Origin of the sequence: Streptomyces sp. NPDC058653, from assembly GCF_042716895.1 — a bacterium.
In the GTDB taxonomy this organism is placed as follows: Bacteria; Actinomycetota; Actinomycetes; order Streptomycetales; family Streptomycetaceae; genus Streptomyces.
On sequence record NZ_JBHXRM010000027.1, the window covers coordinates 73,313 to 86,523 of the forward strand.

Consider the following 13,211-nt stretch of genomic DNA (forward strand, 5'->3'; position numbering starts at 1 on the left):
AGCTGAGCATCCCGGACCCCGGCACCCGGAGTCCGGGGCGCCCCGGTGCGGGGCGCCCGACGTCAGGACGCCGGCGAGTTCTGCGTCTGCGCCGAGATGCCCAGCGCGCTCGTGTACTGCGAGAGCACCAGCTTGCCGACGGCCGGATACGCGCCGAGCGACTCGGACGCCGCGCAGTCGGCCTCCTTGAGCGCGACGTCGAGCAGCCCCTCGGGCAGCTCGGGCCCGATCAGGTACGGCGCGAGCGCCAGCTGCGTCGAGCCGGACTCACGCAGCTGCTCCGCGATGGCCGACACCGCGCCCTCGTCGTCGAGCGCCGCCGCCATCACCGGCACGGCCAGGCGCGCGGCCAGCAGCATCCCGGTGATCCCGGCCGCCTGGACGGCCTCCTCGCCGCCCACCGTGGCGAGGATGATGCCGTCGGCGGCCGTGGCCACCGTGAAGAGCCTCGCGCGGTCGGCACGGGCGAGCCCGGCCTCCGACAGCCGCACGTGCAGCGCCTCGGCGAGCAGCGGGTGCGGACCGAGGACCTCGGTCATCTCCGCCACGGCCTTGCTGTCCACAACGGCCTGACGTATGCGCCTGACCAGGGAGTTGTCGGGACCCGCGAGCAGCGGCACGACAACGGCCGAGATGCCCTCGGGCTCGGCGACGTCACGGCCGGCCGCCTTCGCCAGCTCGTAGCGCTCGAAACGCTGTTCGGCGGTCTGCGCCAGGACCGTGCCCAGCGCGGGGTACTCGTCGTCGTCGCCGTCCAGATAGCCGATCCGGGCGTCCAGGCCCGGCAGCTCGGAACGGGCGATGCTGACGACCTCCTCACCGAGGTTCCGCACCTCGGCACTCGGGATGCCGGGCATGGCCAGCACAAGCGTGGGCGCGCCCTCGGGCGCCGCCACGGGTTCGGGTCGACGGTGCCGCCCCGACTGTCGAGGTCGAGGCATTCGTACAGGCAGGCCGGGTGCCGGCCCAGTGGGGGAGCTCATGGCGCCGAATGCTACTGGTTTTGTGGGGTCGGCTGTTCGGGGAGGGTCCGGTCGTGCGTCATCTGTCCCTATTTTTTCGCTATGATGCTTAACCCTTATTCGTCCCGCTCTGTCGGAACGGACAACATCCGCCCGTCACGCGGCAGTCGGAGCGAACCGGTCGCGAGGGCCGCCGCGATCCGCAGGGCGCCCGTCAGCGGGTCGCCCGCCGCCGGCACCGGTCTCACGTGCGGCAGCCGGGCCGCCAACTCCGCCCGCACCGGCCGGAGCAGTGGATCACCGATCTTGAACAGCCCTCCCGTCAGGGCCACTTGACACCCCTCCACCCGCGGACAGGCCGCGACGGCCGCGTCCACGATGTGCCGAGCGGCCTCGTCGAGGATCCGCGCGGCGACCGGGTCGTCCGCGGCGCAACGGGCCACCTCGGGGGCGAAGGAGGCGAGCACGGCGGGCCGGTCGGTACGCGGATAGACCACCCCCGGCATCTCCCGGGCGGGACCGAACACGGCTTCCGTCCGGGACAGGAGTGCGGCCGAACCGCCGTGCCGGCCGTCGTACGCGCGCATCGCCGCCTCCAGGCCCGCCCGGCCGATCCAGGCACCGCCCCCGCAGTCGCCGAGCAGATGCCCCCAGCCGTCCGCACGCCGCCAGCCGGCCAGATCCGTGCCGAGCGCGATCATGCCCGTACCGGCGGCGACGACGGCGCCCGGACGCTGTCCGAGCGCCCCCGCGTACGCGGTGACGGCGTCGGCGGCCAGCGCCGACCGGCGCACTCCCAGAGCGCTTTCAAGCGCCGCCGGCAGTTCGGCGCGCAGCCCGTCGCCGAGCGTCGCCATACCGGCCGCCCCGATCGCGACGGCCACCGGCGACCGCACGCCCTCGCGTGTCAGCAGCGTCCGTACGGCGGGCAGCAACCGCTCCAGCAAATGGTCCGGATCGATCCCCGAAGGGCCGGTGCGGACCGGCTCGGCGGACACGGCGGTGCCGACGGTCCGGACGCCCACGTCGCCGTCCGCCGAGGCGTCCTTCGATCCGTCCTTCGGGCCGTCCGCGGCCTCGTCCACCGCCCCGAGGGCGATCCGCAGCCCGGACCCGCCCGAGTCCACGCCGAGCACCCAGCTCACGGCAGCGGCCAGTCGACCGGCTGAGCGCCCTGCTCGACGAGGAGTTCGTTCGCGCGGCTGAACGGACGCGAACCGAAGAAGCCGCGGTCCGCCGACATGGGGGAGGGGTGCGCCGACTCGATCGCGGGGAGCCGGCCGAGGAGCGGACGCAGATTGCGCGCGTCACGGCCCCACAGGATGGACACCAGCGGCTTGTCCCGCGCCACCAGCGCCCGGATCGCCTGCTCGGTGACCTCTTCCCAGCCCTTGCCCCGGTGCGCCGCCGGTTTGCGGGGAGCGGTGGTGAGCGCCCTGTTGAGCAACAGCACTCCCTGCCGGCTCCAGGGCGTCAGATCCCCGTTGGAGGGGCGGGGCGCCCCGATGTCCGTGTGCATCTCCCGGAAGATGTTGTCCAGACTGCCCGGCACCGGCCGCACCTCGGGGGCGACGGAGAAGCTCAGTCCCACCGCGTGCCCCGGGGTGGGATAGGGATCCTGACCGACGATCAGGACGCGTACCTCGTCGAACGGCTGCTGAAAGGCGCGCAGCACGTTCGGCCCGGCGGGCAGATACGTACGTCCCGCGGCGATCTCCGCGCGGAGGAAGTCGCCCATCGCTGTGATGCGTTGGGCCACAGGGGCGAGGGCGTCGGCCCATCCGGACTCGACGATTTCTTTGAGTTCACGTGCCACGGGGCGTCACTCTAATGCGCCGTCGGTCTTCGTGATCAACGAATCAGCCAAGGACGGCCGCCCGGACGCAGAGCACATCGGGGAGGTGCGAGGCGAGCTGCTGCCAGCTGTCGCCGTCGTCCGCGCTCGCGTACACCTCGCCGTTGCGGTTGCCGAAGTAAACACCGGCCGGGTCGGCGTCGTCCGTGCAGAGCGCGTCGCGCAGCACCGTCCCGAAGTGGTCGCCCTCGGGCAGCCCCGTGCTCAGGGCCTCCCAGGTCTCGCCCGCGTCGCTCGTACGGTAGATCCGGCAGCGCCGGCCGGCGGGCACCCGGTCGGAGTCGGCCTGGATCGGGAAGACGTACGCCATGTCGCCCCGGTGCGGATGGGCCGCGACGGCGAAGCCGAAGTCGGACGGCAGCCCGGAGCCGATGTCCTTCCAGTGGGCGCCCCCGTCGTCGCTGCGGAACACGCCCCAGTGGTTCTGGAGGTAGAGCCGGTCCAGATCGACCGCGTCCTGGGCGATCTTGTGGACGCACTGGCCGAACTCCGGGTCGGGGTCGGGCAGGAAGACCGCCGACACGCCCTTGTTGGAGGGCCCCCAGCTCGCGCCACCGTCACGTGAGCGGAACACGCCCGCCGTCGACACCGCGACCATCACCGCGTCCGGGTCCCTGGGGTCGGTCACCACCGTGTGGACCGCCTCACCGCCACCGCCGGGCACCCACCGCGAACGCGTCGGATGCTCCCACAGCGGCCGGACCAGCTCGAACGTCTCGCCCCGGTCCTCCGAGCGGAACAACGCGGCGGGTTCGGAGCCCGCGTACACCACGTCCGGCGCGGCCGGTCCCGCCGGATGCAGCTGCCAGACCCGCTCCAGCGACGCGCCGGTGTCCTTGGGGAACTTCACGGCCGGCGCGCTGGGCTCGGTCCAGCTCGCGCCGAGGTCGTCGGAGTGGAAGACGGACGGGCCCCAGTGCGCGCTGTCGCCGCCGACCAGCAGGCGCGGCACGGAGTGACGGGTGTCGATCCCGATCGAGTACACGGCCTGCGCGTTGAAGTGCGGTCCGTCGAGCTCCCACCGTCCGCCGTGCCTGCGGCCGATGAAGAGTCCTTTGCGCGTGCCCACGGTGAGCAGTACGTCAGTGGTCATGGCGGATACCTCCGAAGACGCCGTTGTCCCAGACTCCGGACAGTCTGCACCCACCCACTGACAACGGACCTCCGGACGCGTCCGCGGGGGCCCGGCAGAGGCGTCCGAAGGCCGGGAAGGCACCGACCTGCCCTTATGCCCGCTCGGCCGTCCTCCGCGCCGACCCGAGGAGGGCGATCTCCTCCGCCGAGAGCCGGATCGCACCGGCCGCCACGTTCTCGACGAGGTGCTCGGGATCGCCGGTCCCGGGGATGGCCAGCACATGCGGGCCCTGCTCCAGCGTCCAGGCCAGCCGTATCTGCGCGGGCGACGCGCCGTGCGCCCGCGCGACGGCGAGCACCGCCTCGTCGTCCGTCGCGCCGGCGCCCGCCTCGCGCCGCCCGCCGGCGATCGCGAAGAACGGTACGAAGGCGATCCCCAGGTCACCGCACTCCCGCAGGAGCTTCTGCTCGCCGCCCGGGGCATCCACGCTGTAGGCGTTCTGCACACAGACGACGGGGGCGATGGCACGCGCCTCGGCCAACTGCTCCGACGTCACGTTCGAGACCCCGAGATGACGGACGAGCCCCGCGTCCCGCAGCTCGGCCAGCGCGCCGAAGTGCTCGGCTATGGAGCGGCTCGCCCAGCTCCCCGGTGGCCGCAGATTCACCACGTCCAGCTGGTCCCGGCCGAGCTGGCGCAGATTCTCCTCGACCTGGCCGCGCAGCTGCTCCGGCCCGGCCCACCACCACTCTCCCGCGGGGTCCCTGGCCGGCCAGACCTTGGTGGTGATGACCAGATCGTCCGGGTAGGGCGAGAGCGCGGTGTTGATCAGCTCGTTGGCGGAGCGGGTCGGGGAGAAGTAGAAGGCGGCCGTGTCGATGTGGTTCACGCCGACCTCGACGGCGCGCCGCAGTACCTCGACGGACCTCGCGCGGTCGCTCCGCCCGCCCCCGGGGCCGAAGGGGATGCCCCCGGTCAGGCGCATGGCGCCGAACCCGACGCGGTTCACGGTCAGATCACGGAGCCGCCAGGTGCCGGCGGCCGTCGCGGGGCGCGGACGCGTGTCAGACATGGGTCTCCTCTGTGGGAAGGGCGGGCGGGTGGTCCCGAAGGATCGGCCCGGCCGGGGGAGCCGGATCCGGGCATGAAAAAAGCCTCCCCGGCGGATTCGAGTCCGCACAGACAGGAGGCGTGAACGACACGTCACTCTAGCAGCCCGGCCCCACCCGCCGGCCCCGGCCTCCCGTCACCGCCGAGGAGACCCCGGGCGGACGAGTCCCGCGCTACGTACCGGACGGCCCCCGCTCACCGCGCGCCGCCGCGAGCAGCCCCTCCCAGTCCGGGATCTTCACCGACCGCCGCCCCAGCCCCGCGCCCAGCGCCGCCTCCGCGTCCTCGATCGCCAGCCAGCCCGTCCACTCCACCGGTCGCTGCCCGGCCGCCCACAGCGCGTCCAGCGGGTCCCCGGTGATCCGGCGCGCGCCCAGCGCCGGCGCGTCCGCGAGGAGGGAGGCGACCGTCTCCTTCGCGCAGGCGCGATTGGTGCCGATCACGCCTGTCGGACCGCGCTTGATCCACCCCGCCACGTACTCGCCGGGAGACGCCGCCCCCTGCCGCAGCACCCGGCCCGCCAGATGCGGCACCGTGCCGGTCGTCTCGTCGAAGGGCAGCCCGGTGAGCGGCACCCCCCGGTAGCCGACCGCCCGCAGGACGAGCCCCGCCTCGATGGACTCGTACGTCCCGGTGCCCCGCACCCCGCCGTGCCCGTCGGGGGCGGTGCGCTCGAACCGTACGGCCGTCACCCGGCCACCGGCCCCGAGCAGCTCCACCGGGCGCAGGAAGAACCGCAGATGGATCCGGCGTGCCCGCCCCAGCTCGGGCGCGCCCGCCCAGCCGCGTACGACCTCGACGTTGCGCCGGTTGACGGCCGCCAGCGGCCGGGCCTCGCGTGCGGGCGGACCGGAGGCGGTGGGCATAGCCGGGGCCGGGGCGTACGCCGGGTCGAGCGCCAGGTCGGCGGGCTCGACCCGTACCTCGGCGGAGGGCAGTGAGCCCAGCTCGCGCAGCTCCTTCGTGGTGAACTTCGCCTGCGACGGACCGCGCCTGCCCACCATGTGCACCTCCCTGACCGCGCTCCCGGCCAGCGCGCCGAGCGCCGGGTGCGGCACGTCCGTCGGCCGGAAGTCCTCCGCGCCGCGGGCCAGGACGCGCGCCACGTCGACCGCGACGTTGCCGACGCCGATCACCACCACCGAGCGCGCGCCGAGCCCGAAGCCGCCGGGCACGGCGTCGGGGTGCGCGCTGTACCAGGACACGAAATCGGTCGCCGAGTGGCTGCCGGCCAGGTCCTCGCCGGGAACACCGAGCCGGCGGTCCCGGGCGGCGCCGACACAGTAGACGACGGCGTGGTAGAGCCCGAGGAGCCGTTCGGGTGTGAGGCCGTGCGCGCCGATCTCGACGTTCCCGAGGAAGCGCACGCGTTCGTGCTCCAGCACCGAACGCAGCGTGTTCTGGAGGGACTTGATCTTCTCGTGGTCGGGCGCGACGCCGTAGCGCACCAGTCCGTACGGGGCGGGGAGCCGGTCCAGGACATCCACCAGGATGCCGGGGACCCGCGACTGCTGGACAAGGGCCTGGGCGGTGTAGACCCCGCTGGGGCCCGATCCGACGACGGCGATGCGCGGCACGGCGCGCTCCTTCCGGCGGGAGACCTCCAGCATCGCACCGGCGCGCGGGGCTGGGGAGTACGCGGGGCGGTCGCGTCGCGGGCGACCGCCGCCGGTGAGGGGTACGGCAGTGCGCTGACCGAGTGCGATGCACGCCGGCGGCGGGTGTGCCACGACGAAGGGGCAGAATTGCCTGATTAAGTGGTGAATGTGTCAGAACTTGAGATGACTTCCGCCGCTGAGCCCGCGATCCCTGTCCGGCCCGGGTGGGAGGTGCAGGGGTATGGCACCGTCACCTGCGACACCCCGCCGGGTGGCCGGTGCGAACTGCCGAGACACGAACTCGTACCACCCTGGGTCGACATCCGGCTGACATTCGCCGACGGCGCCCGGGTCGACGTACTGGCCGTCCTGAGGGACGGCGTCGTCGCCGTGGAGGACGCGCAGGCCGATCCGCCGCTGCCGCTGGAGGACCTGACCGAGCTGGCCGACTGGATCGAGGCCCCGATCGAGTACGCCTGCCGGGTGGTCGCGGGACAGCATGATGTGGAGGCGGAGTCCCTCGCCGACGACGCGACGGCGGCGGGCCCGATGGTGGCCGACACGCCGACGGCCGCCCCGAAGAACGTCTCGGACGCGCCCGGGTCGGCCGTGGCCGTGACGGAGGAGGGCGCGGGCTACGAGTACGAGTGCGGTGCCTTCGGCACCGACGCCGACCTGATGGACGACGAGCCCCTGCCCGGCGGCCGGCACCGCGCCGACGACCCCTCGTCGTCCGACCGCGCCGACCGGCGCGGCGTGGCCGAGACGTACCGCAGGGCACAGCAGTTGGGGCAGGACCCGGTCCTCGCGGTGATGTGCGCGACGGGTTACGGGCGCCGCAAGTCGCTCAGCGTCATCGCGAGCGCCCGCGACGACGGCTATCTGACGCCTCGTCACCGCCGCCGCTGACCGCGCCGGCACGCGACGGCGGGGTCCACCGGGTCCGTGTTACAGCGAGCGCATCCGGTTGATCTCGGACGTCTGCTGCGCGATCACATCGTTGGCCATCTCTTCGAGCTGGATGTTGTTGCCGCCGGAGAGGGCGTCCGTCGCCATAGTGACCGCACCCTGGTGGTGCGTGACCATGAGGCTGATGAAGAGGTCGTCGAACGCCTTGCCCTTCGCGGCGCGCAGCTTCGTCAACTGGGCTTCGGTCGCCATGCCCGGCATGGCCATCGAGCCGTGGTCGTGGCCGCCCTCCTTCTTCGCCTTCTCCTCGCCGCCGTTGATCTTCAGCCAGCCCTCCATGGCGCCGATCTCCGGCTTCTGCGACGCGGCGATGCGCTCGGCGAGCCGCTTGACCTGGCTGGATCCGGCGCGGTCCGGGGCGAGTTCGGTCATCACCAGCGCCTGGCTGTGGTGCTGGATCATCATCGTCGCGTAGCCGTAGTCGGACGAGTTGGGTGTGTTGTCCGGGATCTCCTTCGCCGCCTCCTCGGGGGAGAGGGTCCTGGACTTCTCGCCCGGTTTGCCGGGGGCGACCACCTGTCCGGTGGCCTCGCTCTTCGTCTCGCCCTTCTTGCCGTCGTCGCCCGAGTCGCAGGCTCCCAGGGCGAGTAGAGCGGCCAGGGCCGCCGCGGCCACGACGGGCCGGAGGGCACGTGGACTCCTGGTCCGGATCAACACGGCGACCTCCTGTGATACTTGATGTGTAACGGGCACGTTGTCAGGCACTTTCCTAACACGCTTCCGGACACGAATGATCAAAAACTTTCATTACATCTGGGTTGCCATCTGTTGAGATGTACATGTGAAGGACGATACTGCCGACGTCCGTAAGCCGTTCAACTGGGAACGGATACAAGGGAGGACGCAGTGACTTCGTTGCACAGCACCCGCGTGCGGCGCAGACGTCTGGGCGTGGCAGCAGCCGCTGCCGCCGGGCTCTTCGCCACGCTGCTGGCCGCCGGACCGGCGGTCGCGACGCCTGACCCCGGCGACAAGCCGGCCAAGGAAGAGACTTCCAAGAGCCAGCGCGCCGAGGCCAAGAAGGCCATCGAGAACAACGACATACCCGGCGTGGACGAGATCATCCACAGTGACAACATGTCGCACGTCGCCAACGTCCCCAAGGAGCACCTGAAGGGGACAAACTCGGACATCGCGTTCCAGGGGAAGTACGCCTTCTCCGGGAACTACGACGGCTTCCGGATCTTCGACATCAGCAAGCCGTCGAAGCCCAAGACGGTCGCCCAGGTCCTCTGCCCCGGTGGTCAGAACGACATATCCGTCTCGGGAGACCTGCTCTTCCTGTCGACGGACGCCTCGCGCAGTGACAACTCCTGCTCCAGCGTCTCGGCGCCGGCGACGGAGAAGTCCTCCTGGGAGGGCATGAAGATCTTCGACATCAGCGACAAGCGGAACCCCGAGTACGTCGCCGCTGTCGAGACCGCGTGCGGTTCGCACACGCACACGCTGGTTCCCGAGGGCAAGAACGTGTACGTGTACGTCTCCTCGTACTCGCCGAGCGCCTCGTTCCCGGACTGCCAGCCGCCGCACGACGGCATCAGCATCATCAAGGTGCCCCGCAAGGCGCCCGAGAAGTCGAAGATCGTCGAGTTCCCGGTGCTCTTCCCGGACGGCGGTAACCCGGGCGCGCCCACCAACCCGGGCGTCTCGGCCACCACCGGCTGCCACGACATCACCGTGCTGCCCTCCAAGGATGTCGCCGCCGGTGCCTGCATGGGCGACGGCATTCTGTTCGACATCAAGAACCCGGAGGCGCCGAGGGTCATCGACCGCGTCCAGGACAACGTCAACTTCGCGTTCTGGCACTCCGCGACCTTCAACCAGGCCGCCAACAAGGTCGTCTTCACGGACGAGCTCGGCGGCGGTGGCGCGGCGACCTGCAACGAGGAGATCGGCCCGAAGCGCGGAGCGGACGGCATCTACGACATCCTCGGCAAGGGCGACAAGCGGAAGCTGGAGTTCAAGAGCTACTTCAAGATCGACCGCCCGCAGGCGGACGCCGAGGTGTGCGTGGCGCACAACGGCTCGCTGATCCCGGTCAAGGGCAAGGACATCATGGTCCAGGCCTGGTACCAGGGCGGCATATCGGTCTGGGACTTCACCAACTCGTCGAAGCCGAAGGAGATCGCCTACTTCGAGCGCGGCCCGGTCACCCTCGACCAGGTCACGACGGCCGGCCCCTGGTCGGCGTACTACTACAACGGCTACATCTACTCGAACGACATCGCCAAGGGTCTGGACGTCATCAAGATCGACGACCGCCGGACGGACGAGGCGAAGCGGGTGCGGATGGACGAGCTCAACGTCCAGACGCAGCCCGACTACTTCGAGGACTTCCGCAACTGACCGGCGCGGCCGGCCGCTGAGGCGGCCGGCCGGACCGGCCGAACGGTCGTCAGACGCTGCGCCGGGCGGGCTCCCCGCCCGGCGCAGCGTGGTAGTCCGGATCAAGCCCGAACCGCTGGAACAGCTCGTTCCGCAGGCTGACCAGCGGCATGCCCGCCCCGGGCAGCAGAATCGCGAACACGGCGCCCATCATCAGCGCGCGCAGCAACGGGTAGTCGCGGTCCACGTCGTCCGACCCGTACCGCACCATCGTCTCGCGCAGCAGCTCCGCGAGCCGCTGCTGCTCCGCGCACTGGACGAAGCCCTCGGCCTGGAGTATCCCCGCCATATGGGCGCGCATCAGGACCGGATGGTCGACCGTGAGACCGAGGACGGCGTCGATGGCGCGCGCCAGCAGCTCATGGCCGTCGTCGGTACGGGGCTCGCGCTCCAGGGCCGCCCGCAGAGTGCGGTGCATCAGCCGGTGTACGGCCGACTGGAACATCTGGCGCTTGCCGGGGAAGTAGTACGAGACCAGCCCCCGTGCCGCTCCGGCCCGGTCGGCGATGTCGGCGAGGGTCGTCCCGTCGAATCCGCGCTCCTCGACAAGGTCCACGGTGGCCTGCAGGAGCCGTTCGCGGGAACGCCGACGAAGTTCTTCATTGACCGATGCGCTTCGCGGGGACATGCTGGACTCCTGCGTTGACTGGCTCCTAGCCAGTATACTCAGCACGTCCCTGTGGCCCGATTCATCGGGCCTGGTCGGCGTGGGACGAGGCTGTCTGTCTTGGGCGACGCGGGGGATCGTCCAAGGCGGACGGCTTTTTGTGTTTCCGCACCGGTGGACCCGCCAGGGCCGGCGCCCGTCGACCGCTCCACCCATCGCCGGACGCGCGACGGGCGGTCGATAAATGCGTTGCCCGGCGCGATCCCCCGGGCCGATGATCGTGGGATGGTCCCCACTCCCCCCGACGGCCGCGCCGGCATCGACGCCGCCCTGGTGAAACGCCTCGTCGCCGCCCAGTTCCCCCGGTGGAGCGGGCTGCCGGTCGTACCCGTGGAGGTCGACGGCTGGGACAACAGGACCTACCGGCTCGGCGACAGCATGACGGTCCGGCTGCCCACGGCCGCCGGCTACGTTCCCGCCGTCGACAAGGAGAACCGGTGGCTGCCCAGGCTGGCGCCCTCGCTGCCCGTGGCGGTGCCGACCGTCCTCGGCCGGGGCGTTCCGGGCGAGGGATATCCCTTCCCCTGGTCGGTGCGGGGCTGGGTGCCCGGTGAGACGGCTCGGCGTGAACGCGTCCGGGACATGTCCCGATTCGCCGTCGACCTGGCCGAGTTCCTGGCAGCCCTGCGGCGCTGTGATGTCACCGACGGGCCCGTCGCGGGGGAGCACAGCTTCTACCGTGGAGCACCGCCCGCGCATTACGACGAGGAGACGCGCCGCTGTCTGGACGCCCTCAAGGGGCAGGTGGACACCGACCGCGCCGCCGCCGTGTGGGAAGCCGCGCTCGCGGCCGAGTGGCACGGAGACCCCGTGTGGTTCCACGGCGACATCGCCTCCGGCAACCTGCTGGTCGCCGACGGGAGGCTCACCGCCGTCATCGACTTCGGTACGGCCGGGGTCGGCGATCCCGCCTGCGATCTGGTGATCGCGTGGGGGATGTTCGCGGGCGAGGACCGGGAGGCGTTCAGGCGGGCGGTCGGCCAGGACGACGGCACCTGGGCGCGCGCACGTGGCTGGGCCCTGTGGAAGTCGCTGCTGGTCCTGTCCCAGACCATCGACACGGACGAGGACCTGGCCGCCGTCAACCGGCGGGTGATCGACGAAGTCCTCGCGGACCACGATCACTTCGCCTGACCGCGCGGATTCCACCCCCGGCGACGACGGCCGCGCCCCGCACGCGGGACGCGACCGTCACTCGACTCAGACCGGGGACGGCGTGCTCAGGCCGCGCAGTACTGGGACTCCTTGCCTATCGACCGGTACATGCAGTCGGCGTTCTCCAGCAGTTGCAGGACCGCGTCGCGGTTGCGGCTCGTCTCCCGCTCGATGACCTCGTCGGGCGGGTAGAAGCCGCCGCCACCGCCGAAACTACCCGGGTACATCTCGAAGGTGTACGCGAACACCTTCTGGTTGCCCCACAGCCAGTCGTCGATCGACCCGTCCGTGATGTACAGGTCGCTCGCCTGCTCGGCGGTGTAGCCGTTGCTGGCCGCCATCTTGCCGCCGACGGCGGCGAAGGCGTTCCGGTCGTCCAGCGTCATGCCGGGAGCGGTGTCGGCGTTCGTGTAGCCGTACGGCCAGAGCACCAGTTCGCTGTAGGTGTGGAAGTCGATGGCCGCCTTGAGCTGCTGCCTGCCGCCGACGATCCGGCCGCGCGCGAAGTCCGCGACGACCTTGACCTCCGGCGCGGACTCGGCGCGGGGGCCGCGGTACGTCTCGGAGCCGGGGCTCGTGGAGGAGCCGCCGCAGCAGCCCCACTGGAAGGCCCAGTTGCGGTTGAGGTCGGTACCGATCGCCGAGGAGCCGGAGTTGGGCTGGCGGTTCTTGCGCCAGCTGCGGTAGGAGCCGGTGGCGATGTCGTACTCTCCGCCGTCCGGGTTGACGTCCGGGACGATCCAGATCTCGCGGCTGTTCACGGCGTTGGTGACCCGTGAGTCGGTGCCGTAGCTGTTGCCGAGTTCACGGATCAGATACAGCGCCATCTCGACGGTGAGGTGCTCTCGGGCGTGCTGGTGGTGCGTGAAGAGCACCTCGGGCTCGTTCTCGTCCGTCGCCACGTTGTCGCTGATCTTGACCGCGATGATGTCCCGGCCCTCGTAGCTCTTGCCGATGACGCGCTTGCTGATCAGATTCGGATGGGCGGAGATCCGCTGGTTGATCTCGGCGTTCATCTCGGCGTAGTTGTGATAGCGCGAGTCGGCCGAGGGGAAGTCGAACGGCACCGGGGCCTTGCCGTTCGTCCTGGCGGGCGGCGCGGGCAGCGGGTCGAGCTCGTGGCCGAGCGCCCGCAGCCGCTCCGCCTGGGAGTCGGTGGCGCTGACGACCGTCGAGCGTGCGCCCGCCTCGTCCACGGACACGCCGGTCGCCGCCAGGGCTGTGCGGGCCGCGGGGTCGGAGGCGCCGGGGATCTCGTACTGGCGGATCCGCTCGTCGGCCACGCCCGCGGTCCCGGGCGCGGCCTTCGCGGCCGGCGCCGGGGGCGCGGCCTCGGCCGTGAACGGGACGGCCACGGCGAGCGCCAGCATGACCGCGAGAGCGGCGGTCCTCGATCTGTGCTCGCGTATTCGAAGTCGCATGTTGTCTCCCGGAT

At 71.3% G+C, this 13,211-nt stretch carries 12 protein-coding genes; 3 read left to right on the top strand and 9 right to left on the bottom strand.

What is annotated here, in order from left to right:
• Positions 1-62: 62 nt before the first annotated feature.
• The 6 genes from ACFWU9_RS22775 to ACFWU9_RS22800 form a co-directional block, all read right to left on the bottom strand.
• Positions 63-983: a sirohydrochlorin chelatase gene (locus ACFWU9_RS22775; RefSeq protein WP_384321175.1), complete on the bottom strand. Its 921-nt coding sequence runs from the start codon at positions 981-983 to the stop codon at positions 63-65.
• Positions 984-1,078: 95 nt separating this feature from the next.
• Positions 1,079-2,107, bottom strand: a complete 1,029-nt coding sequence (locus tag ACFWU9_RS22780) for an N-acetylglucosamine kinase (protein WP_384321177.1) — start codon at positions 2,105-2,107, stop codon at positions 1,079-1,081.
• Positions 2,104-2,778, bottom strand: a complete 675-nt coding sequence (locus ACFWU9_RS22785; protein WP_384321179.1) for a uracil-DNA glycosylase — start codon at positions 2,776-2,778, stop codon at positions 2,104-2,106. Before ACFWU9_RS22785 ends, ACFWU9_RS22780 begins: the two co-directional genes overlap by 4 nt.
• Positions 2,779-2,821: 43 nt before the next feature.
• A complete protein-coding gene (locus tag ACFWU9_RS22790; RefSeq protein ID WP_384321181.1) occupies positions 2,822-3,910 on the bottom strand; it encodes a WD40/YVTN/BNR-like repeat-containing protein in 1,089 nt (362 codons plus the stop codon).
• A 133-nt stretch (positions 3,911-4,043) separates the two neighbouring features.
• The gene (locus ACFWU9_RS22795; RefSeq protein WP_384321184.1) at positions 4,044-4,964 is read right to left on the bottom strand and encodes an aldo/keto reductase; all 921 of its coding nucleotides are present in this window, start codon (positions 4,962-4,964) and stop codon (positions 4,044-4,046) included.
• A gap of 211 nt (positions 4,965-5,175) precedes the next feature.
• Positions 5,176-6,579 (bottom strand): FAD-dependent oxidoreductase, encoded by a 1,404-nt coding sequence (locus ACFWU9_RS22800; RefSeq protein ID WP_384321186.1) that lies wholly within the window; start codon positions 6,577-6,579, stop codon positions 5,176-5,178.
• Positions 6,580-6,783: 204 nt separating this feature from the next.
• Between ACFWU9_RS22800 and ACFWU9_RS22805 the strand changes: the two genes are divergently transcribed.
• Positions 6,784-7,509, top strand: a complete 726-nt coding sequence (locus ACFWU9_RS22805; protein ID WP_384321189.1) for a DUF6214 family protein — start codon at positions 6,784-6,786, stop codon at positions 7,507-7,509.
• A 39-nt stretch (positions 7,510-7,548) separates the two neighbouring features.
• Here the strand turns inward: ACFWU9_RS22805 and ACFWU9_RS22810 are convergent, their stop codons facing one another.
• Positions 7,549-8,226: a DUF305 domain-containing protein gene (locus tag ACFWU9_RS22810; protein WP_384321191.1), complete on the bottom strand. Its 678-nt coding sequence runs from the start codon at positions 8,224-8,226 to the stop codon at positions 7,549-7,551.
• Between the two features lie 189 nt (positions 8,227-8,415).
• On the opposite strand from ACFWU9_RS22810, the gene ACFWU9_RS22815 reads away from it, so the two are divergent.
• Positions 8,416-9,915 carry an LVIVD repeat-containing protein gene (locus tag ACFWU9_RS22815; protein WP_384321193.1) on the top strand — a complete coding sequence of 500 codons (1,500 nt, stop codon included), beginning with the start codon at positions 8,416-8,418 and terminating at the stop codon, positions 9,913-9,915.
• A gap of 49 nt (positions 9,916-9,964) precedes the next feature.
• Here ACFWU9_RS22815 and ACFWU9_RS22820 read toward each other — a convergent pair whose 3' ends face one another.
• Positions 9,965-10,582 (bottom strand): TetR/AcrR family transcriptional regulator, encoded by a 618-nt coding sequence (locus tag ACFWU9_RS22820; protein WP_384321195.1) that lies wholly within the window; start codon positions 10,580-10,582, stop codon positions 9,965-9,967.
• A gap of 264 nt (positions 10,583-10,846) precedes the next feature.
• Here ACFWU9_RS22820 and ACFWU9_RS22825 point away from each other — a divergent pair, with 264 nt between their 5' ends.
• On the top strand, positions 10,847-11,755 hold the full coding sequence (locus ACFWU9_RS22825; RefSeq protein WP_384321197.1) for an aminoglycoside phosphotransferase family protein: 909 nt from the start codon (positions 10,847-10,849) through the stop codon (positions 11,753-11,755).
• Between the two features lie 86 nt (positions 11,756-11,841).
• Here ACFWU9_RS22825 and ACFWU9_RS22830 read toward each other — a convergent pair whose 3' ends face one another.
• Positions 11,842-13,197, bottom strand: a complete 1,356-nt coding sequence (locus ACFWU9_RS22830; RefSeq protein WP_384321253.1) for a M14 family metallopeptidase — start codon at positions 13,195-13,197, stop codon at positions 11,842-11,844.
• Positions 13,198-13,211: the final 14 nt, after the last annotated feature.